This is a genomic window from Paenibacillus sp. LS1 (genome assembly GCF_026013365.1).
Classification (GTDB): domain Bacteria; phylum Bacillota; class Bacilli; order Paenibacillales; family Paenibacillaceae; genus Paenibacillus.
The window spans coordinates 79,229-103,634 of sequence record NZ_JAPDOE010000014.1; the positions used below are offsets into that span (position 1 = coordinate 79,229).

The window sequence follows — 24,406 nt, forward strand, 5'->3', positions numbered from 1 at the left end:
TATATACGCAAGCCCGTTCCCCCACTTTAATTCATTAATTCAATGTTCTAATGTTTAGTACAGCAGACCACACGCTTGTGTTCTGCTCATTGAATGCTCTGATACGATATTTATGCAAACTGGACGGTAACAGATCAGAATGAATAAAAGTTGTATCACTAACCGTTGCCACGATTTGTCCATCGGCTTCAATTTCGTAAGATGAAGCTCCCACAACCGCGTCCCACGTCAGCATAACATTCGTTCTGTCCGAAGTTCCTTTCAGCACAGCTGTAGTTAATTGAGTCGTTCCCATTAAAATCTCACTCCAAGCTCCCGCACCAGAAGCATTTTTGGCACGAATTCGGAAGGTATGTTCCGTATTTGGTGCAAGTCCGCTCTTCGTATAAGCAACTCCACTGACGGCAACCACCGTACCATTAATCTCCAGATCATACCCTGTAGCTCCAGTTAAAGCAGTCCATCTCAGCGCGATCGCCGCTGTGGTTGCAGAGTTAATACTTAAACCTGAGACACTGGCAGGTAACATGGTTTGGGACAATATTGCTGTCCATGCACTCACATTAGTGTCGGTCAGGGCACGAATACGGTATTTATGCGCCGTCCCACCAAGTAATCCATTATGGACATACAAGGGATCACTCACCGTAGCAACTACTATGCCATCTGCCTCAATCTCATATTTTGTTGCACCAACAACTTCATTCCATGTCAGCGTAACTGCCGTTTCTTCAGGTACACCTTTCAGCGTTGTGGGTACATTCAACTGGGTCGAAGCAGTTACGATCTCACTCCAGCTACCAATGCCAGCAGCATTTTTGGCACGAATGCGGAAGGTATGATCTGTATTGGCTAGAAGACCACTTTTTGTATAAGCAGATCCACTCACAGAAATCACAACACCGTCAATTTCCAAATCGTAAGCGGTAGCGCCTGTAACAGGGCTCCATTTCAATGAGATGGCAACAGGTGTAGCGGTATTTAGCATGAAACCGTTAACTGTAGCAGGGATCGTGTTTTGCGTCAGCACTGCTGTCCATGCACTTGTGTTGGTATCTGTCATCGCACGAATACGATACTTATGCGCTGTTCCTGACAACTGTCCTATGTGACTATAGCTCGGCTCTTCTACCGTAGCAACTACTACTCCATCCGCCTCAATCTCATACTTCGTTGCATCAGTAACAGCTGCCCAAGTTAAGTTGATTGCATTTTCTTCCGACGTTGCTTTTAATACCGGTGTATTTAGAAGTGTCGTTGCATTGATAAGTTCGCTCCAAGCCCCTACACCGGCAGCATTTTTCGAGCGAATACGGAAGGTATGATCTGTATTGGCTGCAAGACCACTCTTTGTATAAGCTACTCCCGTTACTGGGACAACCGTTCCATCGATTTCTAGATCATATCCCGTTGCTCCCGTCACTGCTGTCCATTTCAAAGCAATGGCTACGTTCGTAGCCGAGCTAACGGTTAATCCTGTAACGGAGGCAGGGATCGTACTCTGCGTCAGGATTGCTGTCCATGCACTTGTATTCGTCTCCGTCAACGCACGAATGCGATACTTATGCGCCGTTCCTGGCAGCAATGCTGCATGGCTATAACTAGGTTCTTCTACCGTTGCAACCACTGCTCCATCAGCCTCAATCTCATACTTCGTTGCGTCTGCTATATCAGCCCATGTGAGGTTGACTGCAGTTTCTTCCGATGTTGCTTTTGGTACGGGTGTATTTAGGAGTGTCGTTCCCTGGATGAGTTCGCTCCAAGCCCCTACACCGGCAGCATTTTTCGAGCGAATACGGAATGTATGGTCTGTGTTCGCTGCAAGACTGCTCTTCGTATAAGCTACTCCCGTTACTGGTACAACGGTACCATCGATTTCCAGATCATATCCCGTTGCTCCCGTCACTGCTGTCCATTTCAAAGCAATGGCTACGTTCGTAGCCGAGTTAACGGTTAATCCTGTAACAGAGGCAGGGATCGTACTCTGCGTCAGGATTGCTGTCCATGCACTTGTATTCGTCTCCGCCAACGCACGAATGCGATACTTATGCGCCGTTCCTGGTAACAATGATGTATGGCTGTAGTTAGGTTCTTCTACTGTTGCTACTATTGCTCCATCAGCCTCAATCTCGTACTTCGTTGCGTCTGCTATATCAGCCCATGTAAGGTTGACTGCAGTTTCTTCCGATGTTGCTTTTAGTACGGGTGTATTTAGAAGGGTCGTTCCACTGATCAAGTCACTCCATGCCCCTACACCAGCGGCATTTTTCGAGCGAATACGGAAAGTGTGATCTGTGTTTGCTCCAAGACCACTCTTCGTATAAGCTACTCCCGTTACTGGTACAACGGTACCATCGATTTCCAGATCATAACCTGTGGCTCCCGTCACTGCTGTCCATTTCAATGCAATGGCTACGTTCGTAGCCGAGCTAACGGTTAATCCTGTAACGGAGGCAGGGATCGTGCTCTGCGTCAGGATTACTGTCCATCCACTTGTATTCGTCTCCGTCAACGCACGAATGCGATACTTATGCGCCGTTCCTGGTAACAATAATGTATGGCTGTAGTTAGGTTCCTCTACTGTTGCCACTACTACTCCGTCCGCTTCAATCTCATACTTCGTTGCGTCAGCTACATCAGCCCACGTCAGGTTGACTGCAGTCTCTTCTGATGCTGCTTTCAAGACAGGTGTGTTCAACTGCGTTATTCCGCTGATCAAATCACTCCATGCCCCTACACCAGCGGCATTTTTCGAGCGAATACGGAAAGTATGATCTGTATTGGCTGCGAGACCACTCTTCGTGTAGGTTACTCCTGTTACAGGGACAACTGTTCCATCGATCTCAAGGTCATAACCTGTGGCTCCGGTTACTGCTGTCCACTTCAGAGTAATAGCTGCGTTGGTTGATGCACTAATCACTAATCCATTAACGGAATCAGGTAACGTATTTTGTGATTTCACTGCCGACCATGCGCTAATGTTAGTGTCACTTATAGCACGTACACGATACTTATGTGCTGTTCCAGGTTTGAGCCCCGTGTGCGTATAGATTGAATCTGTTATATCCCCAACGACAACACCATCAGCCTCAACTTCATATGACGTTGCACCATCAACTGGTGACCAGATGAGAACAACTTCTTCTTGTGAAGGGTTGGACTGAATAATGGGTGTACTCATCTGGGTGATTCCTGTAGTTACATCACTCCAGCTTCCTGCACCACCAGCATTTTTAGGTCTGATTCTAAAGGTATACTCTGTATTGGCTTGAAGACCAGTTTTACTATATGTGGTGCCGGTTACAGCAACATTAGTGCCATCAATCTCCAAATCATATCCGGTAGCACCCTTTACTGCAGTCCAAGCTACTGTTAATTTATTGAATGTGGCATCAGTAACCGTCAACCCATCGGTACGGTCAGGTACTGTTAACTGGCTCACCATTTTACTCCACGCACTCTCATTGTTAGCCGAGAAGGCTTTTAGCACATAGGTATGCGTTGAATTCGCTTCAAGCCCTTCATGTACATAAGAAGTTACGCTTCCTAATTCAATCGGTGTACCACCATCAACCTGCAACTGGTAGCGATCTGCAAACTCAACCCCATTCCACTGAATCGTATTCTTTCCTTCCTCTGCCGTTACGGCCAAAACCGGTTTCTCAAGCAAGGTAGTTAATGCAACCGACTCACTCCACTCACTAGCTCCTAGTCGGTTAATTCCACGTACTCTATAGGTGTATGTAGTATTTGGTGTAAGCGACGAACTTGTATAATTGATTCCGTAAAAAGGCCCTTTGACTACGCCATTCTCTTCAATCTCATATTGGACAGCTTGTGGAGCAGCAGACCAATCGAGATTAATCGCTACATCACTGGCGTCAGCCGCTAAATTAGTTGGAACAGCTGGAACCGTAGTAATAGGCTGTGTTGTCCCCGGCTCTTTTACAAAACTGAATGATTCTGCTTTCCGTATGTAATACGGATTCAGGTTAGATACAAAATCTACTACCGCACCTGTATCTGCGTTAACCACAAGACTTAACTGTGTTGCCTCATAGCTTTGCACATATCTTGGCGTAGTCATTCCAAACTCATCAACGGTGGAATTATTCCATACCCCAACATTGGTTCCAGATTGTCTGTATTCCATAGTCGTGTAATACTCCCATACCTCACCAAAGTCGATGATAAAGGCATTGGTAACTTTGCCGGTATACGTAGATGTGTAGGAGCCAAATGAAATCTTGGTTATATCCTCAACTGCCCCATTGATCGATTGACTTCTCCTAAAAGAATATCCTGATGTTGAAATCTCGTATGATCTCGCCCAACTCAGTTTAACTGATTTTTGATTCACCTGTAGTTGGCCGTTGTTGTTAGTCAACACATATTGGTAATCATTACTTGATGAGACTATCCCGCTTCCTACCGCTGCATGTGCCCGGTTCCCCCCGTACACGCCAAACTGTCCGATTACCAGCATGAATACTAGTAGACGGACAGTCCATAAGTAAAATCCGTTTTTTCTTTTTCCTGCGACCACTTTTGCTCTCCCCTTCAAAAGATATGATGTGCCACTCCCTGTGGTGAACGGCAAAACTATCTATTCTGCGTGAGAAAACCAATCCCTCTTTTTTACATGTAAAATATTTCTTATAGCGCTTTCATTCATGATTTCTTCAAACAACTATACTTCAAACGGAATAAATGGATTGGAGACACACGTTAACATACCAATGATTAATAAAGGAACATACTTTCCTGTCTGCTATTAATAAGAATGTTTAGATTCCCCACCTAGAGTGGATAAGAATACTGGACCGGCATTTATTATTTAGATTCAGCTTCTAGGATCTTGCCAGTGTCAGGGTATAAATCTCGACGGGAATCTCCATTCTGAAGCAGGTATTTAGGATAACCCGTCCACAAGCGTCCAAGGTGCTGCCTGTTGTGTATATATCATCAATCAGCAGTATCTGTATGGGTCTGGCATGTGATATGCCCTTTTGTGTTGGCAGATGAGGTTCTCTGTATAGATCTTCTACTAAATGCATGCCATCCGGGTTGATGGAAAAAGCGTTCTTCATCGTTTCAATACGCTCACCGCGTGATTTGAAGCTTTGTTTGGTGGTGTTGATCTGGCGCTGCAACAGATCAACGATAGGTAGGTGGCAGGCGGTGGCGAGCCCAGCAGCTAGCCGCTCCGCCTGATTGAAGCCGCGCTCGGCCAGGCGCTCGCTGCTCACCGGAACATAGGTGACCACGTCAGGCCGCCATGGCGGCTTCTTTTGTTGAGCAGGCGTGGCGGGATGAGCCACGGGGGCTGGGGGTTCTTTTGCCAAAGCATAATTCCGTTCATCACTCATCGCTTGAAAAGCTTGAATCATCAGCGCGGTTAGGAGCGGCGCGTATCTTTCGTGGCCTCTGAACTTGTACATGCCAATCCATTCTTTCATAAGAGTGTTGTATTGTACGGCGCTGCGATTGGAGATAAAAGAACGGTTATGCATGTGTGGACGAACACAGTCCGGGCATCCGACACCCCGACCACAACGCAGACAGCGGATGGAACGAATCCATGGAATCTGCTTCACACAACGTGGGCATATGCCCGGATAGATTGAAGACAGAATCGCTCGAGTGCCGCATGTCAGACAAGTCGCTCCCGGTGGAGCGAGCAGGTGATGAAGACGCCCGGTCAGGTGCTGCGCATAATCGGTTATGTTACTGAGCCAGTTGAACATAGGGGAGTAAACCTCCAGTTTTAGGAATGTAATATGAAATGTGGAACCGAACTTGGCAGATGACAATTAGGTTTGGGATGGTGGATGCAGGTAGCCTTTGCGACGAGCGATGGTATTCATTTTCCGGATCTGTGCAACGGCCTTCACCTGAGAACGTGTCCGACGAGACGATGCAAAAACCACTCTACCCGCCGGATCATCCATGGAACGCCCTGCTCTGCCCGCCATCTGAACCAGTGAAGCTTCATCAAAGAGACCATTGTCTGCATCCAATATAAAAACATCACTGCGTGGAATGGTCACGCCACGCTCCAGAATCGTTGTCGTTACGAGCAAACGAATGGTACGTTCACGAAAGGCCGTAACTTTGCTAGCGCGATCAGGGTCCTGAGATGAAGTTCCTTCGATATGAATTTCGGGAAAGGTACGACGCATCAGATTCACAAACGCCTCAATCTGAGCAATGCGTGTCACAAACACAAATACTTGGGCGTCACGCTTCAATGAAATTTGGATGTTATTTTTAATTACAGCTGGTAATTGCCGTCTTTGAATACACTGGGCCACTGTAGCCACCTTGATCAGTCTTGGCACGGGCAAAGGATGACGGTGGAAACGTACCGGGACTTTGGCATGAGTGAGTTTACCTTGCGCTGCTTCCCTCTGTAGCCGAGCTGGCGGTGTAGCAGACAGATAGACGAAATTCCCCTCTGGTTTACAGGAAGATGCCGCCGCGTGAGCGAGCATGGGATCGTTATGATAGGGAAACGCGTCTAGTTCGTCGATGATGACGAGATCAAATCCCTGATAAAAACGCATCAGTTGATGTGTGGTCGCAAGCGTGAGCTGAGCGTCTTTCCAGCGTTCGTCACTGCCTCCGTAAAGGGTAGCGAGCGAGGTGTCCGGAAAAGCTTTGGCTAGACGCGGAGCCAGTTCCAGCACCACATCTCTGCGCGGTGTAGCGACCAGAGCTCGTCCGCCACGATCCAATGTATGTTGGAGCAGTGGGAAAATCATCTCGGTCTTGCCGGCCCCGGTCACGGCCCACAGCAAGAACCGCCCCGGCCCATCCCCTGCGGGTGGCCGGGCCAAAAACGCTAGCGCCGCGGCTGCTGCCGCGCTCTGCGCTGCGCTAAGCCCCCACCGGGCGAGCCCGCCGCCGGTGGGGGCCAAGGCCGTGCCACGCGGTGCTTCGCCGCGTCGTGGCACGGCCCCTTGCGCTGCACTGCGTAGCAGCAGCGCACAGGCACGGCTGCGCCCCAGCGCGAGGCAGGCCTCGCAGTAGGCGCACGCCGCCAGGCCGCAGGCAGCGCAGGGCACGCGCTGCCTGGCTTCGCTGCCACAACGGTGGCAGCGAGGCGCTCTCCGCGCGCGTCCAAGCCACGCGTGCCGACGGCGCGTGGCGGGCCCTTCGAGGGCGGCTGTGATACTCAGCCGCCCGTGCAAGCGCGCGAGCTGTGCAGCCGCGCGCCACTCCCTTGGCGGCTGGGCGGTATCCGCCAGCAACGCCTCCGTCTCGGCCGCCAGTAATTGGCGGCCGCTGATCCGCTCAGCCAGCAGGGCCGCGTCCCGCTCCAGCTGAGCCCACTGCACGGCGGGATACGGCTCTGGCATCCCGCCTACCAACGCACCACGCACAGCGGAACTCCCCGCTTTGCCCGCTATACCTTTTCTCGCCTCAACTTCCCCCGAAGCCAGTTCATATACATCCAGCTTCCGCGCAAGATAGCTCTGCCATTCGCGCTCACCCCAGTGATCCATGCCCCGCTCCATCTCAAAATGCTCAACCAACCAAGATGCCTGACTTAACGGCACCACCGCATCTAACAACAACCAGCGCAGCACATGTCGCCCATTTCCGCCCTCGAGCCACCAAGTTACATCCACTCGCATATCGAGAGACAAGGTCATGCTCCACCCTTCCCCTACACGGCACACATATAAGGCAACTTTCATTTACTCTCCTCCCCCCAACCTACTTTCTCCCGAACGCAAAAAAAGCACATGCCAACCCGGCTGTTCGCCGGAGCATGTGCTTCATGTCCATATTCAATCTTGCGTATAATTAATCTACTCATTACTATACCAATTGAATCTCTACATCACAAGGTTCGTCATGCATCATACAATTCTGATAATAACCAGAATCTTTCTTTAAAAAGCGAAACTTTTTCCAATCTGGTTCGTCTATACTTTTAAATTAAGAGTTCTGACTTCGAAAATCTTATTTCTGTGATCAAGAACTCATCGTACCCAGACAATAACCATAGATTGCATAAAAACCCATTTTTAATTTAAAAGCAGACTTGGCTACAATTACAAAAAAAGACTACAGCTTCTGCTGTAATCTTTTCACTGTAGATCTGCGAAATGCTAATCCCATTTCCGTTCACATGCTGATTTATGCTCTGACTCACGCAAATCAATCAGACGAAAAGTTTGATCGGTCTGCGCTACCCGTTCAATATCAGCAGGGACAACAGGTAGATAGGATGTCTCCAATCCTTGCCTTTGCATAAGCTTTTCAATAATCGTAATCGTTTCCGCTTCTGTACGATCAGCGACAACGGTTAATCTGAAGCTCTTTCCACGGTATAATAATTCCCGGCAAAGTTCTCTTACAATGCCTTCGATCCGCCCTGCCTGATTGGAAGGGATGAGCAGAATCTGCTCGAAACCTTCAGATTCCGGACGAGAAAGATGGCGCTGGTGCATGGCATGAACGGCCATTGCCGCCAGGAAGTATATGAGCAGAATCATAGTCAGATGAGCAACCATGGCAACTGCACCTCCTCGGAAGGTCATGCTCACCCATGGCGAACATCCCTGTATACAACAAGTATATGCTGTACTTCCTGAAGGGTTACACTTGCATTTCCCATCACTCATATTCCATTCTGATCGACACCGGACGAAGAAAGACAGGCCAGGTCATTCATTCACGCCTAAGCTTGAACATATGTTCCGCACAACCTTACACTTTGCTCATTTGCAGTGATAAAGTCCATTAACCCGCAGACCAATCCAACATTCTGGAAAGGGCGCGAGTGAACACCAATCTATACTTCATCAAGGTTGAACCAACCAATGGACTGACTTACGATATAAATACTGCTTTATAAAGAAATAAGGTATTAGAGCGTAACCCAACCATATTTGATCGAATTGATAACAGCTTGTGTACGGTCGTCTACTTCCATCTTCTGCAGAATACTGCTGACATGGTTTTTTACCGTTTTTTCACTGATGAACAGGAATTCACCAATCATCTTATTGCTCTTACCTTCTGCCATCAAACGCAATACTTCAGCCTCACGACGTGTAAGCGGGTTATTGTCGCCAGCGACAAATTTAACGCCTGCTTCCTTCGAAGCTCCTTCACTCATTGCCCCTGTTTCATTAAGATACGTCATACGACGCAACTGCATGATCAGTTTGCCGGTTACTTTCGGATGAATGAACGCATGTCCTTCATGCACGGAACGAATCGCATTGATCAGAGACTCGGCCTCCATATCTTTCAGCAAGTATCCGTTAGCGCCTTTACGAAGCGTCTCAAATACATAACTTTCATCATCATGAATGGACAGGATAATCACTTTGACATCAGGGAACAGCTCACGCAATTTCTCTGTTGCCTCAACCCCGTTTTCGATCGGCATGTTAATGTCCATCAACACGATATCAGGTTTATCCTGATTGCAGAATTCGAGCACTTGAATACCATCGCCGCATTCGCCGATGACCTCAATGTCGTCCTCCATATTTAAAATGCGTTTCAGTCCCTCACGGAACAGCTGATGATCATCAGCCAATAGAACTTTAATTGACGCTTTACCAGTATCACGGTTTTCCATCATCCTGCTACTCCTTTCCCTTATCCACGTTTGTCGGGATATGAATCACTATTTTGGTTCCTTGATTTTCTCCGGATTCAATCTCTATTCTTCCTTCTAACAGTTCAACCCGCTCTCTCATCCCAATCAGACCGAAGTGGCTATGATCCTTGCTTTTCTTCGCAAGAAGCTCCGGTTTGAACCCAAGCCCATTGTCCTGAACGACAATTTTGACGAGCTGAGCCTGGTATGTAATTTCCACTACAACATAAGTGGGATAAGCATGCTTTGCAGCATTCGACAGACCTTCCTGCACAAGGCGGTAAATCGCTGCCTCCATCGCAGAAGATAAACGGTGTTCTTTACCTCTTGTTTCAAAAAGCGACCGGATTTTCGTTTTTACCTCAAAATCCTGCACGTACTTCCGAAGCGTTGGAATCAGTCCCAGATCATCCAGTGCCATAGGACGCAGATTGAAAATAACTTTTCTCATTTCTTCAAGACTGGAACGAACCTGGCCTTTCAAATCTACTATTTCGGCCTGGACCATCTTAAAATCCTGCTTAATGAGCATTCTTTCTACAATTTCCGTCCTAAGCACTAGATTGGCGAGCATCTGCGCAGGCCCGTCATGAATCTCACGAGCAATACGTTTCCGCTCTTCTTCCTGGGCCAAAATTATTTTCAAACCAATCATTTGTCGATTTTTGGCAGATTCGATGATCCGGGTCACTTGACCCAGTTCACCTGACAGGTATTCGAGTACAACACCCATCTGCGAACCGATGGTCTCGGCACGCTCCACAGAAGCTTCCACATTTTTGGCACGCTTCTGCAGGTCATCCCGACGGGCCTTCAGATACATTTCCTTCTCACGATAAATCATCAGATCCAGCTGCAGCTGTGTTGCTTTCTCATACGCCTGCTTGATATCATGCTCGGAATAACGGACAAAGTCACGGCTAACCTCGGTCAGCCGGATCCGGGAACGGCGGTAGTTCAGCTCCAATTGATCTACTTTCTCGATCGTTTCCGCCGTCTCCTTCAGCACCGACTTTAACTCCTCGTTGAGTGTTTTCAGCTCATCGCGAGTCGCGTCCATGATCTCGAACATTTGATATTTGCTGTTTTCCATGACTTGTATGGCGTTTTTAATGACGCGGTCTATGGCATCGGCTTGTAAATCCACGTTTGTTCGACTCCATTTCTATCGTTTCCGGTATATATCATACCATATCACGATGAGATGGTAACGGTCTTCGTTTTCTGTTCCCATTTTACAGTCAGTCCAAGTTGCTCGGAAACGAGTCTAAGCGGGACTAAAGTCCTACCACCCGTTACGTATGGTGCAACTGTTGCGCTCTGTCTTTTACCATTCAGAATGAATTCTTTCTGTCCTACAACCAGATCAATCAGCTTGCCACCCCGTAATACCGTGATCCGCTGATTTTTGCTATCCCAACTCGCCTGACCACCAAAAGCATCCAAAACATGCTTGATTGGCACATACGTCGTACCATTTTTCAGTACCGGTGCTGCATCAATGGCTTTTTTCGTTCCATTCACCGTCATCGACTTCTGTCCAAGTACAAGCGAGGCTGTCCCCGTAGGCAATCCAACTTCACTGGACTTGGAAGGCATCGTGAATGCGATGTTGTCAAAAGCAACCGTACCTGATTTCGCACGCTCATCCTGACCTTCTTCCACGTTCACCACATAGACCCGCTTCAGCTTCGCCGGATAGGCGATGTTCAGTCCGTTCAGGTCCACGCTTAGCTTCTTCCACCCGCTCCAGTCAATCGCCTTGGCGAGATCGGCATATACCGTTTTGCCATTGGCATCCGTGAATTCGGCACGCAGCCAGTTCAGGCTCTTATCTCCCATAACATCCATGGACATTGATGTAGCTGCTGCAGATACCTCTCTACCAGTGGAACCATTCAGTTGTGCATAAGCGTACATTTTACCTGTTCCAGCTGTCATATCATAACCGAGTTGCAGTACATTGGATCCGGCTTTCTCACCAGTTCCTGAAGTAACGTTTGCCGAACCAGTTACACCCGCTGCGTTCGTCGTGAAGTTGATCGGATAATTCACATTTTCGAAGTTCTCCCAGATCGTTTCGCTGGCAGAAGCCGAGAGTACCACGACTGTGCTGTAACCATCGTAACGACCAATCGCATATCCCACTTGTGCACCAGAATTAACGGAAGATACCGTTAGTTGGTCAGCAGTGACTTTACCTTTGAACCCGATAAATTCCCATGTCAGCGAGTCCGCCGGAACCGTAACGCTTTGTCCGCTCTTCGTTGTTGCCGTTACCGGAATGGACATCGTTGTGCCCGCCTTGAGCGAACCTAGACCCGATCCTGCAGTCAGGGAAGCCAATTCACTTCCACCCAATACCGATACTTTAATGGAGGATGAAGCTCCATTGCTCGTTGCGGTCAAGGTTACTGTACCTGGCTTCACGCCTTTGATCGTGCCGTTGCTGACACTCACGATGCCGTTGTTGCTGGACTTCCAGGACATGCTGATATCGCCTGTTGCGATTGGGTTGTAGTAAGTGTCATATCCTTTGGCTGTGTACTTGCCCTCTTGCCCCACCAGCAACGTTTGGCTGCCACTCACGGCAAAGCCCTTCAGTTTACCTGCAGGAGCCGTAGAGAACACACCCAGCGTGTTTACAACCTGACGTTGCTCGGTGCCATACTCTGTGTTGAACGTCAGACCAGCGGTTTGTTCACCTAACGGACGTGTTACCATTGTTGTTGAGCCGCCTCCGTCCAGGTTCATGCCTTTCCAGACACCCACACTGGTCATAAAGGATTGCAGTTCCGTCAGCGACATCCCGCTGCTGTTACTGTTTTTCTCCGCTGCAATGATGTAGACATACCGCCCATCCTGGGAGTATCCTACTGCTGTTCTTGCACGAATACCACCAATGCCGGACGCAGCGATATCACGGGAAAAGGAAGCTGCCTTACCACCATTCACAAGAATGGTGTGACCGCCAATCATCATCTCCAGATTACTTGGATCGACCGATTGCCCGGTTGTTTTGGCTTTCAGCTTGTAATCCGCATCCAAGGTTTGCCCAACGGATAGATGGCTCATGATCCATGTCGCCGCTGTTCCATGCGCACGCAAAATGTACCCATCCTGCGGCACCGTCATGTTTAACGCTTTTTTATCCGAGATTTGGGTAATGACTCCATTCTGCACGAGAACCTCTGTCGGCGTTGTGGAAGGGTCATTTGGACGTTTGGTGGACGTCCAGGCAGGTGTATAAATATACATCGAGTTGGCATGACTATATTTCACCGCACCTGACTCTACCGTATAATCCTCTTTATTTATCCCACGCAAAGCAAAAGTTGAACCATCCTGCGCCTTCACTGTTCCGTCAAAAGAATACTCGTCGATCATCGGTTTGCCATCCTTGGTCACCGTGAGGGCATACATGCCTGAAAGTTCGGAAGGTGTGGAAACCAATACGCCATCGGAGACCTGTCCACCAATGGGCGCGAGTTCCCCGGATACATTGAAGTAATCACCGTTCACAGCGGCTACTGCACCATTTTCCTTAGCCATAGCACCTGTGCTCTGTTTGCTGTTCAGATTACCGCCCTTGCCTGTCATCACATCCAGCTTCACATACGGGTTCTGCAGATCCACCTGGATCACATCCGCCAGTACGTTGACTTTGGAACCGGAGCGTGTTGTTGTATATCTGTATTTCATGAGCTTCGCACCCGAAGTCAGAATTTCTTCACTCAACTTGCTTGTATTCGTAGATGCCGCTGCGGCCACCGATTGCCACGAAGTACCTGACCACATCTGTCCGCCTGTGCTCATCACCGGTGCAATCCAAATCACACCCGCCAGCGTTACAATCGCCCATTTCTTCACCTTACTGCCCTTAACGTCTTCCAGCTGTTTCCCATGTTTCCCCAGCATGTCTGAAACATCTCTCCCATCTTGTATATCAATCTTAGACATCACGAACACTACCAAGTAGGCAGCAGATAGCGAGATCTCTAGTATACTCTTCTATTAATAGACTGCTTTTTGTGGAAAAAGTTACGCCCACAGCTAACTTTGAGGGTATTCTTGGCAAAAAGAAACCCATGTATGGAATCAGCTACTCATACATGGGAATTTATCTGTATACTGATATTCGTTAGATTTTCAATTAAACTCTGGGAAATGAATTTCGGGTAACATTCGATTGGGGTCCTCTTCGTTTACACTAATGTCATGATCATAACTATAATTCCAGTGCCCGTTGGCGTAATCAAGGTAGATCAGCGCCTCATATATAGAATGGTTCTGCTCTATGTTCTCTGAGATGTAGCTCCATTCCAAGGTTGCATGAACAACAGCTTGCTTCTCCCCAAGAAACACGACTCGTTCATTAGACATATGATACGTAGTGTCTCCATACTCAAAGGAAGCTCTTGTAATGTGCTCCCATGTTCTCCATTCATCAACTGCATTTGCGTTCATTCGTTCAATATCAAATGGCGAAGTATATTTATACGTTAGATCAAAGTCTTTCTGATTAAACGCTCTATAATATTGCCTGAGGTCAGATAGGACATTTTGTTGCTTCTCATTAAAATTCTCTTTTATCGTATGTACAGATTTATCGATATCTTCTGGAAGCGTAGTATTACTGGAAAGATATCGATCCTGAAGTATTTTCCACTGATTGTTCTCCTTTATAATTCGAAATACGACCTCATGTTGGTCATTTATTACCTGATTATTATGAATATAAGTAACGTACAATAATGCCTGGTTCGCAGATTCGTATGTAATGCTTGTTATATCAACATTGTAGATTCGATCAGGGATTTCTCTTTCTTGGGGTGCAATCCAACTCTCAGTCAGATAAAATCTCTGCATATGGTTAGAAGCTAGTAGTTTTACAGTAAAAGCTCTATCATACGCCCTCACCAGATCGAGAATCGCTTGTTCTTGACCATAGCCGTACGCTACCATTCGCGCAGTGTTTGCTTTTCGATCATAAGCCACCGAATGTTTTGTATACCAAGCAGCAAATCGAATAGGAAGATAGAATTTCCCATCAATTAATATACCTGGTTTTTCCAGCTCGACATATCCTTCCTTATCATCAAAGTATCCTACATCAGGTACAAAATATGTTTCCGAATGATCCGTTCTAGCAAAAATTTCACGACTTTCTATTGAGTAATCTGCCCGGTACCCCATTAGTTGAATAAACTCTCGAAACGGAACATACACCGTTCCTGATTTTGTCATCAGATTAATGTCTGTAGGCTTTTCATTAACGTACAGTTGTATGGGTTCTTTATTATTTTGAGCATAAACCAATGATGGTATGGATAATAACCCTACAGCAAGGAAGAACACTGGTATTTTTTTGAGCAAATCTACACCCTCTATCCATGAAATTCATGACTTATGATATAAAAAAGCGAAATCAATCAGTTGAACTTATTCCCCTGATCGATTTCGCTTCACTAAGATAAAAGAGCTAATTACTATTATAGATATTCCAACTTGTCCAAAACCCGTTTCAACATGACTGCTGCCTGAGCGCGAGTTGCGTTCCCCTGGGGTTCGAATGTTCTCGCTGTCATGCCTTGAATAATTCCCTCTTGCACTGCTTTGGCAACAGAATCCTTGGACTGAATTTTATTGCTATCCTTGAACTTGGACAACGTCGAAGTAACGGAGGATTGAAGTGAGACTGCTTTACCACCGTAATTCATTGCCCGAACCATCATAATAGCCATTTGTTCCCGAGTGATTTCACTTTCCGGTTTGAATGTACCGTCCGTGTTGCCTGTAATAATCCCGGCTTCTGCCGCGGCACCAATGTAGGCACTGGTCAGATCACCACCACGAATATCACGGAAACGTCGTGCAGCAGTCTGATCTCCTTTCAAACCAAGGCCTTTGGCTACCAATTCGGCAAACTCGGCACGCGTTATTTTCTGATTAGGTCCGTAATAGGAGCCGTTCGTGGCCCCAATGATCCATTTGGACGACAATTCTTTAATGACTGCACCTGCCCAATGGCTGGAGGTATCCTGATAGCTCACAGCATGAGTGACAGGCACTATAGTCTGGTTACCGTTCAGTTGTCCTTTAACGACCACACCTCCTGTTGCACTCGCAAACGTATGTGGCACATTCGCCAGAATCAGTGTAGTCGGATCAATATACGTAAACCCGGAAGTCGCTGTAGGTGTGTTTACAGGCAACTGCATCGCGAGCTGGCTCTTAATATTTTGTTCTACCCGTTGATTCGTATTTCCACTAAACGCAGATAGGTAGATGTCTGTAACATTACCGAGTTTCTGTGCTCCTGCAACGGCCAGCATTCCATCTATCGTACCTGAACTGGAGACAGGAACCGTCTCCACCTGTACATAGAAGTAGGATGCATCCGTGTTGGTTGTGTTTCCCCCGACAGCTTGACTCATTGCGGATACATTCAGATTGGAAAGTGGGACCATCCACAGACGATCACCATATTTGACACCAATTGAACCTGTACGGTTACTCGATGCAACCTGAGCCAATGTATTCAGCGGGAACCCTACATAAGCCGACGATTCGCTGGCAGGGACTTCAAATACAACAGGTTGTGTTGTTTTGCCAGTCGTTGTTGCGTACTGGAAGGCCTGCAAAAGCTTGGCCCCGTCTACATTGAACTGACGAGTAGAGCGATTGTTGCGTGACATCATGGAAGCTGTAGCTGCCGTATCCGTACTCATCACAAGCAGAGCTTGTCCATAACTTGAAGAGTCTTGTTCTGTAAGCCAAGAAGGACGGCTGTTCGTCTGGTTGCCTGTCGAGCTGCTACCATTTTGTTGCAGGGGAAGCGGCCCAAAAGCAGCAATGGTGTTATTCAACGCATCACGTAGTGGAACTGCTCCCGGAGTATAGCTAACCGTACCTGTCTGTCCTGCTGTTGCCGAATTCGAAAGATTAAGTGTCACGATTGAACCCGATATCGAAGCGTTCAGAACATTCGTTGTTGTTCCTCCAAGCTGCACACTAAACTGCGAAGCAGTTAGAGCCGTCTGAGCCTGAAGCGCATCTCGGAAGTTAATATATACTTTGTCCCCTTGAAGAGTAGCCGACAATATTTTTCCGTTACCAAAGGTATATTTTACTGGAGCCAGATTAACGTATCCTGCAGGATTGTTGTTTAGATCGGTTAACCGCAGGGTACCCGGCACATAAGAAAAGGTTACGTTTTGAGTACTGGCAACTGTGTTGGCCAGCATCAATGTAATCATATCATCCTCAATCTCGGAATCATTCACAAATACGGCTTTACCATCTACCAATACGGAATATTGGCTCTTGAGTGGTTTGTTCGTCCGGCTCAGCGGCTCATTATATCTGATCCACATCGTCGTACCACTCACTTCTGCACTCTTGAACTCGGGTGGTTTCGTATCAATACTGTTTCGTACATAGAACCCGTTGAATCCAGCTAGAGCTTGACCACGACTGTCTTTCACTGGCCATGTTCCTGGCGCATAAGATACTTGTACCACTTCACCATTCTGGATGGAACGACTGAGATTGAGCGTTACCAACGAACTGTTATTGGTGGACATACTGCTGATGCCCACCGCTGATCCGTCTGCTGTAACACTGAATTGTCTCACCGCATCACTGGAGTTGATATAGACGGTCTCAGGATAATACAGACTGATTGTATTGTAATAAGCTGTACCTTCACGTGGTTTCGACATAATGGAATCGAGACTGTTCTCTACATCTCTCGCTCCGAATGCTGGAGCCGCGTTAAGAGACAAATCCTGAATTTTACGTGTTCCTGTTCCCGGTGCATAGGCAATGCGGACAACCTGTCCTACAGCTACACCTGTATCCAGAACAACATACACACTGTCTCCAGAAACATAGGAAGAACTTACATTCCGGTTCTCTCCGTTAATCGTCACTGTGAAGCTGGAAGCAAACGGATCAAGGCTGGAGAGCAACTCATCATACGTTAATCGAATGATCGTATTGCTGTACATTTTGGCTGTTTTCAGTACAGGTGCTGTTGTATCTACGGTCAACGTTCTAAAAGTCCACGATGTGGCTCCATTCAGACCAGTGAACAGATTTCCCGTCTGATCCCGGAACACATTCGCAGGAATATCAATCGTATACGTTGTGTTGCTTGTCAGAGTCGTTTGCGGGATGATGCGCAACTGTCTCGGGTTGGACGTACTAATTAATGTCGTCGAAGCCACAATCCCGCCGTTTGCATTCTTAACCGTAGCTGAACTTGCAAAATTCCGGTCCAGGTCTTTGTTGAATGTCAACGTAAACTCATTCGTGAGTGATACGCCTGTTGCTCCGTTTGCAGGAGACAGGGTGGATACGGTCAATGCAGTGGGATCGGATAACACATTGAACCCCCATGTCGTTCGCTGAATGGCCCCCGTATCATTGTTCAGGTCATCACGCAAAAACCCTTCCGGTACTGCTATGTAAATCGTGCTGTTATTCGCCCAATTGTTCACTGGATCAATCGTCACCGTTGTTCTCGCCGTGTTGAAACTAATTCGGGTTGAATTGGCATCGATTTCTTCCAATAATGTACTGCCACTATAGATCTGAAGCTTGCCTGCACCGACCTTCATTGCCCGATCATACGTAAGCTGGATATTGGCTGAAGGAGATACATTGGATGCCGCATTAAGAGGTGCCTGCGCTGTTAATCGAGCTGTGCTAACTCCTGCTGTACGGAATGTCCACTCTTTGTTCAATCCTTCAATCGGTTGACCGTCCCCATATACGAAAGACTGGCTGCCGATCCTAACATAGAATGAACCTCCAGGCAGAGATGCAGGAAGCTTGATTTCCACACGTTTCCCCAAAGCTGCATCAATAGCAGCATCATCTGCAACGACAGTCACAGCTGCATCCGTTACGGGAACTCTTGTTACAATGGAGTCATCCTGGACTCGGTGTACAGAGATTTCCTCTGTAGAAGTGTCGATTTTCTTTACTGGCTTAATAAAATCAATCGTCAGCGGTGCTGATCCACTTGCCTGTTGTTCGTTCACAGCAGGTGACGTTGCGCTAATCCCTTTCCCCGTCAACTCATCAGCGGCATACGAGGACTCTACTCCTACCCATCCGGCGAGTATCCCTTGAGTGACTAACATCAAAATCATAAGACTAGCCAATCCCTTGCGGGCCATTTTTTTCACAAACACCCAACCTTCCCCCTTATCTCAATATCCTAATTGTCTGATATACAGACCTCTATATTTATGTCGGTCAAAGGGAGATTTTCAATTAACAAAATGGAAATGTATGGTTCTTAATTTTGTAAAAAGATGCAAAAAGCCCCTGATTCCATAGCGGAATCAAGGGCTTCATTGGATGACCATATAGCGTTAACTAACTTACAGACCTGCTTGAGTTTTCAAAAGGTCTACTTTGTCCACTTGCTCCCAAGGTACATCCAGGTCTGTACGGCCGAAGTGACCATAAGCAGCAGTTTGTTTGTAAATTGGGCGACGCAGATCCAGCATACGAATGATGCCAGCCGGACGAAGATCGAAGTTGTTACGCACAAGCTCAACCAATTTCTCTTCGCTGACTTTGCCAGTTCCGTATGTATCCACGTTGATCGATACCGGGTTGGCTACACCAATCGCGTAAGCGAGCTGGATTTCCACTTTGTCTGCAAGTCCTGCAGCTACAAGGTTCTTCGCTACGTAACGAGCCGCATATGCTGCGGAGCGGTCTACTTTTGTTGGATCTTTACCAGAGAACGCACCACCGCCGTGACGTGCATAACCGCCGTAGGTATCTACGATGATTTTACGTCCAGTGAGGCCTGCATCTCCCTGAGGTCCGCCAATAACGAAACGTCCTGTTGGGTTAATGAAATATTTAGTCTGCTCATCCAGCAATTCAGCTGGAACGACAGGCAAGATGACATGTTCTTTGATATCTTTCTGGATCTGCGCAAGTGTAGTCTCTTCAGCGTGCTGAGTAGACACCACGATTGTATCCACACGTACCGGCTTGTCACCGTCGTATTCAATCGTTACTTGCGTTTTACCATCCGGACGAAGATATTCCAATGTACCGTTCTTCCGCACTTCCGCCAGACGGCGTGCGATACGGTGGGACAGAGCGATTGGCAATGGCATGAGTTCTGGTGTCTCGTTCGTTGCAAAACCGAACATCAGACCTTGGTCACCTGCACCAATGTTTTCTGTTTCACGAGCGACTTGTTCCGGGTCACGGTTCTCGAGCGCTGCGTTAACGCCTTGGGCAATATCAGCGGACTGCTCATTCAGAGAAGTCAGAACTGCACAAGTGTTATAATCAAAACCGAACTTGGCACGTGTATAGCCAATATCCTTAATTGTATTACGAACGATGGACGGAATGTCCACGTATTCAGAAGCTGAACTGATTTCACCGATGACAAGCACTAAGCCTGTGGCTACGGAAACTTCGCAAGCTACGCGAGCATTGGGGTCGTTTGCAAGAAACGCGTCCAATACGGCGTCTGAGATCTGATCGCAGATTTTATCCGGATGTCCTTCGGTTACAGACTCCGATGTAAATAGATGCCGGCCTTTAACAGACATGAAGTTTCAACCTCCCATAACTAGTAGTATGGCGATTGCCCGAACAAAACATGACAGCGATTCGTTCACTGTACCCTCGAAGCTTTCCATAATGGAATAAGGACGCGGGGTCCGCAGTACCGAAGATAAGGATTTTTCAGGTAATTGCCTCAAACGAAAATCAACCTTTCCCTAGTGGAAAAGGTTGCATACCTCAAATGCCATCTTAACGTATTTGTCAAGACGTGTCAAACGAAACGGGGTAAGGAAAATGCCCTATAAGTGCTGCTCTGCCTGACGAATTAGCCTTTTCGTAATCTCTCCACCAACCGATCCATTCTCACGGGAAGTCAGATGTCCCCACCCTTTGTATTGCCCATAAGAGTGATCACTCACTTCACCCAGTTCAGATCCAAATTCTGTATCCGCACCAGCCAAACCTCTTCCGCCATACCCAACATTGAGACCAAATTCAGCAGCAATCTCATACTTCATCTGATCCAGCATTTGACGACTTTCGGGTACCACTTTGCGATTGCTTCTAGCCATGGTTCCTGCACCTCCGTTAATTGATTGTCAACAGTTATAGAGTGAGCAGGAACAAGGCTGGCTAGCCGTATTAATGATTGTTAGAACTGGGTAATCTGAGCAAATGAAAAGCATAACGAATGAATAATTCCTTTAACAGCAACAAATCCTATTTCAAAGTATATCCACCACGAACCATTACAGTTAGGCTATATTTGTTTCCTTCCAATACCGCGATCCCCCGTCCATCCCTTGGAAAAGAGAGCAGGTGATTGGTCGGCGCTGCCTGTCCATTCGTCAGGTCAATCCCGTCCGTCAGATCAGCTACACCGTTCGTACCTTCACTGACGATCACAGCTTTACCGCTACGTACAATGAACTCCGCGCCAGACTTGCCGATCAGCTGTTGACCCGGCTTCACGGTTACAATCTCAACGGCATCAGTAGCGCCTGAGACCAGTGGAGGAAGTGATGTGTCTCCACCTGTGCTACCGGAGTTTCCGGTTCCAGTCGAGCCGTTATTGCTGCCAGATGAGTTACCAGAACCGGTGTTAGTGCCTCCACCCAATGCTTTTTGAATCTGTTGGTCTACATAACTCTTCGTTACAACCGGATCGTCTGCTGTTCCTGGCTGACTTGTACCTGCACCGATGGCCGTATTGCTATATACCGACCCAACCCACACGCCCACACCAATCGCGAGCGCAGCGAGGGATACTTTCATATAAGGTTTCATGTGAATCATTTTCCTCCTCTGGTAATCTATTAACTTTAACTATAGAGAAAAAGTAAGGATGCGACAAGCAAAACCTCGTTTCCGTTGAGTTGGAAACGAGGTTTTGTGGACAAATCTAACGATTATTCGAATCTATGCATCTATCTCAAATCGACAGGTTCTTCCTTCGGAAGCTTGGTCAGGTCATATCCGTAGCTTTGCTCTGCAAGACGAATACGTTGTCCCTGGAACTGATCATCTACGCTTAAGCGATACGAACCACCACGCAACTTCTCGAAGAAGCTGTCTTCTACGCTCCAGCTCAGTGTCTGGTTGGTCCCCACTTTCAGATCGGTTCCCAAAGTCAGCTCTTTCTCATATGATTTACCTGCTTGATCCGTCAGAGTGAGGATTAACTTGCGCTCGTTCTCACCCATCTCAATCTCTTCATTACGGGATAAGCTGTAATTCATCTCAATCTGTACTGACGAGCTGCCTGCCAGATATGCTCTCACACTGTTGGCAGTCCAAGAATAAGGATAGAGATCAATATTGGTTAACGAGCCTTGAACACTAATGGAGGTTGGCGGTACTTCGAATGCCAGAGCATTCACATAAGCAGTCGCTTCCCCTTCACCGGTTACAAACTTGCTGTCTGCAATACCTTCACCCACAATCAGACGCAGGTCTGAGAAGGTAACGGACTTCGGAATTTTGGCCCAGAACGTAACAATCGACTTCTGTCCCGGACCAGGCAGACGCTCTGCTTGCTTCGCAGTTGCTCTGTAATACTGGCCATCCGATGTTTTGAAGTAACCTACAAGTTTGCCAAGCCCACTTTGACGCAGTGATTTGTTCGTCATTTCAAATTCGGTATATACGATGTCCGATGATGTTCCCGGATAACGAATCGTTCTCCGCACACCCATTTCCGTCTCTTTATCAGCAGTACCCGATGTGTATGTCTTGCCACTTCCAACATATGATACCGGTGGAATTAATCCAGACGTATTTAACGTAATCCATTCATTCGTCTCTTCTTCACTAACTTTCTCGTTCAGACTAAGTTCCAGACGAGATATACGTAATTCAGAAGGAATCTTGGTCAACAGGTAAGCCTCGGTTGTCATACCCGCTCCAAGTAGCTTGCCACTTTGTGTGTAGATTAGCTTCTTGTCTCCCTCAATCTCAGCAGAATCAATCATAAACATCGCTTCAAGCTCAGGAAGTTGAACTGTTTTGTTACCTGCATTACGAATGGTCACTTTAGCCGCAATAATATCATTATCAAGCCACGGCAACCGCTGTAACGATCCAAAAGACACACCAAATGTACCTTTGTTATTCTTAATGACTGTTTCAGTTGTCAATCCATCTCCGCTGGATACCGACTCAGGGATTGCATAGACACCTACAGGATAGGAGAAGACAAATCCATTCGTTGGAGAAGAGGTCGTGGATTCTGTGCTTTCATTTTTGTCTACCGGACTCATCACGTACAGCTTGATTTTGCTTGTATCCCCATCACCCTGAAGGGTTGTACTGAGCTTTATCGTCTTGATATCGCCCGGATTCAATTTCAATGTATCCAATGCTTTGGTTTCAATCGGATAAACTGTTCCATCTGAATTCCGTACCTCGAAGGTATATGTCGGCACCTTAATGGCTTTCTTGCCTTCATTCTTGAGCTTCATTTGAAGGTTAAGACTGTACTCACCATCATCGATTCGGACTTTAGCGGATTCAAGCAATGTGGACAGTCGTTGTCCTTCAACTGAAATAATATTGGGCTGATTGGCAGCAACCTCTACATTCGTCTTGCTAGCCTCTGGCAATTGCAATGCAGCAACAGGCAGAACACTCTTCTCTTCACCCTGTTCTTCTACCAGCAACAACTCAGACTTTTGCAGCTTCACTGACGTAGGAAGAGATGCCATCAGGCTAAGTGCCTTATTGGCCTGTGCCTGGATGCTAACACTCGTGCTGTCTTTATCCGGGGTTAGCGGATAGTTCGTACCACTTGGCGTACGTAAGATCCATTTGATATTCGGATTTTCAAGCAATTTATAACTGATATTGTTTAAATTCACGCCAATTTTCACATACTGATTCTTATCCTCACCTGGGAACACTTTAATACCTGATACTTTCACCTTTACCGCAGAGTCGCTCAGACGAACCGTCTTTGGCTTACCTACAGGAGTGGTAATGCTATAGGATGAGGGCACATTAAACTTACCCAGCGTACGTTCATAGTTAGCTTGACTGAAATCCCATTTCACGATGAGGAAGTTCAGATCACTCAGTTTCACTTCGCGACCCACTTTCATGACATAGGTCAACTCAACGGTTGATCCAGGTGCGACTGTTTTCTTTTCCTGATCTTTGGCGATCAGTTTAGGTGAGAATAGCGTTCCACCTTTTGTCTTTACCTTGCTCCAGTAATCGAGCATCATCATTGGAGTGCTGTCATTGTTCTTGTAAGACAATGTATACGTAACCACATTACCATCGTCTTGAGCCAAAATATTTACATCTGTTAATCTTACGGAACTTCGTGCTGTCACTTTAACAGCTGACAGGTTACCCAGGGTATGTACAACCTTCTGCGTTGTCGTTTTCTTCGATGTACTGCTATTTGAACTGGTGGTAGCCGTTTTATTGGTTGTGCTCGCTGCCATGGCGATGCCCGCTGTTGAACTGATCAACATCACACTTGCGAGCAAGCTCACAAACATTTTCTTTTGATTCACTTCCAAACCTCCCATAAGTTGCTTGTTGCTATTATAGTATAAACGTTTGGGAAGGGGAGAAAGTTACGATGTTGTATAAAAAGATGTATTGATAACTAATGAATGTTTATAGATTTAAAGAATTATTACTTTCATTGGACTATAAAAATTCTATTACTGAGCTAAGAAAATTTTCAGTTCCTCATTTCAAGAAATTCACTCTGCAATC

13 protein-coding genes are annotated in these 24,406 nt (G+C 47.0%); all 13 read right to left on the bottom strand.

Features of this window, described 5'->3' with window-relative positions; genetic code table 11:
• Positions 1 to 34: 34 nt before the first annotated feature.
• A complete protein-coding gene (locus OM416_RS28220; protein WP_264935049.1) occupies positions 35 to 4,546 on the bottom strand; it encodes a fibronectin type III domain-containing protein in 4,512 nt (1,503 codons plus the stop codon).
• Positions 4,547 to 4,850: 304 nt separating this feature from the next.
• Positions 4,851 to 5,747 (bottom strand): ComF family protein, encoded by an 897-nt coding sequence (locus OM416_RS28225; protein WP_264935051.1) that lies wholly within the window; start codon positions 5,745 to 5,747, stop codon positions 4,851 to 4,853.
• 66 nt (positions 5,748 to 5,813) lie between these two features.
• Positions 5,814 to 7,703 (bottom strand): helicase-related protein, encoded by a 1,890-nt coding sequence (locus OM416_RS31985; RefSeq protein ID WP_264935053.1) that lies wholly within the window; start codon positions 7,701 to 7,703, stop codon positions 5,814 to 5,816.
• A 417-nt stretch (positions 7,704 to 8,120) separates the two neighbouring features.
• The gene (locus tag OM416_RS28235; protein ID WP_264935055.1) at positions 8,121 to 8,525 is read right to left on the bottom strand and encodes a hypothetical protein; all 405 of its coding nucleotides are present in this window, start codon (positions 8,523 to 8,525) and stop codon (positions 8,121 to 8,123) included.
• Between the two features lie 356 nt (positions 8,526 to 8,881).
• On the bottom strand, positions 8,882 to 9,604 hold the full coding sequence (locus OM416_RS28240; RefSeq protein WP_026081439.1) for a response regulator transcription factor: 723 nt from the start codon (positions 9,602 to 9,604) through the stop codon (positions 8,882 to 8,884).
• 7 nt (positions 9,605 to 9,611) lie between these two features.
• Positions 9,612 to 10,772: a sensor histidine kinase gene (locus tag OM416_RS28245; RefSeq protein WP_062836988.1), complete on the bottom strand. Its 1,161-nt coding sequence runs from the start codon at positions 10,770 to 10,772 to the stop codon at positions 9,612 to 9,614.
• Positions 10,773 to 10,819: 47 nt separating this feature from the next.
• Entirely contained in the window at positions 10,820 to 13,543 is a 2,724-nt protein-coding gene (locus tag OM416_RS28250; RefSeq protein WP_264935058.1) for a stalk domain-containing protein, read from the bottom strand.
• A 231-nt stretch (positions 13,544 to 13,774) separates the two neighbouring features.
• Positions 13,775 to 15,001 (bottom strand): copper amine oxidase N-terminal domain-containing protein, encoded by a 1,227-nt coding sequence (locus OM416_RS28255; RefSeq protein ID WP_264935061.1) that lies wholly within the window; start codon positions 14,999 to 15,001, stop codon positions 13,775 to 13,777.
• Between the two features lie 116 nt (positions 15,002 to 15,117).
• Positions 15,118 to 18,828, bottom strand: coding sequence for a SwmB domain-containing protein (locus OM416_RS28260; RefSeq protein ID WP_264935063.1), 3,711 nt, complete (start codon positions 18,826 to 18,828; stop codon positions 15,118 to 15,120).
• A gap of 192 nt (positions 18,829 to 19,020) precedes the next feature.
• Positions 19,021 to 20,223 carry a methionine adenosyltransferase gene (gene metK / locus OM416_RS28265; RefSeq protein ID WP_062836985.1) on the bottom strand — a complete coding sequence of 401 codons (1,203 nt, stop codon included), beginning with the start codon at positions 20,221 to 20,223 and terminating at the stop codon, positions 19,021 to 19,023.
• Positions 20,224 to 20,478: 255 nt separating this feature from the next.
• Positions 20,479 to 20,751: an alpha/beta-type small acid-soluble spore protein gene (locus OM416_RS28270; RefSeq protein ID WP_017691962.1), complete on the bottom strand. Its 273-nt coding sequence runs from the start codon at positions 20,749 to 20,751 to the stop codon at positions 20,479 to 20,481.
• Positions 20,752 to 20,899: 148 nt separating this feature from the next.
• The gene (locus tag OM416_RS28275) at positions 20,900 to 21,466 is read right to left on the bottom strand and encodes a hypothetical protein (protein ID WP_264935067.1); all 567 of its coding nucleotides are present in this window, start codon (positions 21,464 to 21,466) and stop codon (positions 20,900 to 20,902) included.
• A 140-nt stretch (positions 21,467 to 21,606) separates the two neighbouring features.
• Complete coding sequence (locus tag OM416_RS28280) at positions 21,607 to 24,198, bottom strand: hypothetical protein (protein WP_264935069.1); 2,592 nt, start codon at positions 24,196 to 24,198, stop codon at positions 21,607 to 21,609.
• Between the last annotated feature and the right edge of the window lie 208 nt (positions 24,199 to 24,406).

What these genes read in the sequence shown, in the direction of transcription:
- OM416_RS28275 (WP_264935067.1), bottom strand. Translation starts at nt 21,466, where the DNA reads ATGAAACCTTATATGAAAGTATCCCTCGCTGCGCTCGCGATTGGTGTG.
- metK (WP_062836985.1), bottom strand. Translation starts at nt 20,223, where the DNA reads ATGTCTGTTAAAGGCCGGCATCTATTTACATCGGAGTCTGTAACCGAA.
- OM416_RS28250 (WP_264935058.1), bottom strand. Translation starts at nt 13,543, where the DNA reads ATGCTGGGGAAACATGGGAAACAGCTGGAAGACGTTAAGGGCAGTAAG.
- OM416_RS28240 (WP_026081439.1), bottom strand. Translation starts at nt 9,604, where the DNA reads ATGGAAAACCGTGATACTGGTAAAGCGTCAATTAAAGTTCTATTGGCT.
- OM416_RS28270 (WP_017691962.1), bottom strand. Translation starts at nt 20,751, where the DNA reads ATGGCTAGAAGCAATCGCAAAGTGGTACCCGAAAGTCGTCAAATGCTG.
- OM416_RS28225 (WP_264935051.1), bottom strand. Translation starts at nt 5,747, where the DNA reads ATGTTCAACTGGCTCAGTAACATAACCGATTATGCGCAGCACCTGACC.
- OM416_RS28235 (WP_264935055.1), bottom strand. Translation starts at nt 8,525, where the DNA reads ATGGTTGCTCATCTGACTATGATTCTGCTCATATACTTCCTGGCGGCA.
- OM416_RS31985 (WP_264935053.1), bottom strand. Translation starts at nt 7,703, where the DNA reads ATGAAAGTTGCCTTATATGTGTGCCGTGTAGGGGAAGGGTGGAGCATG.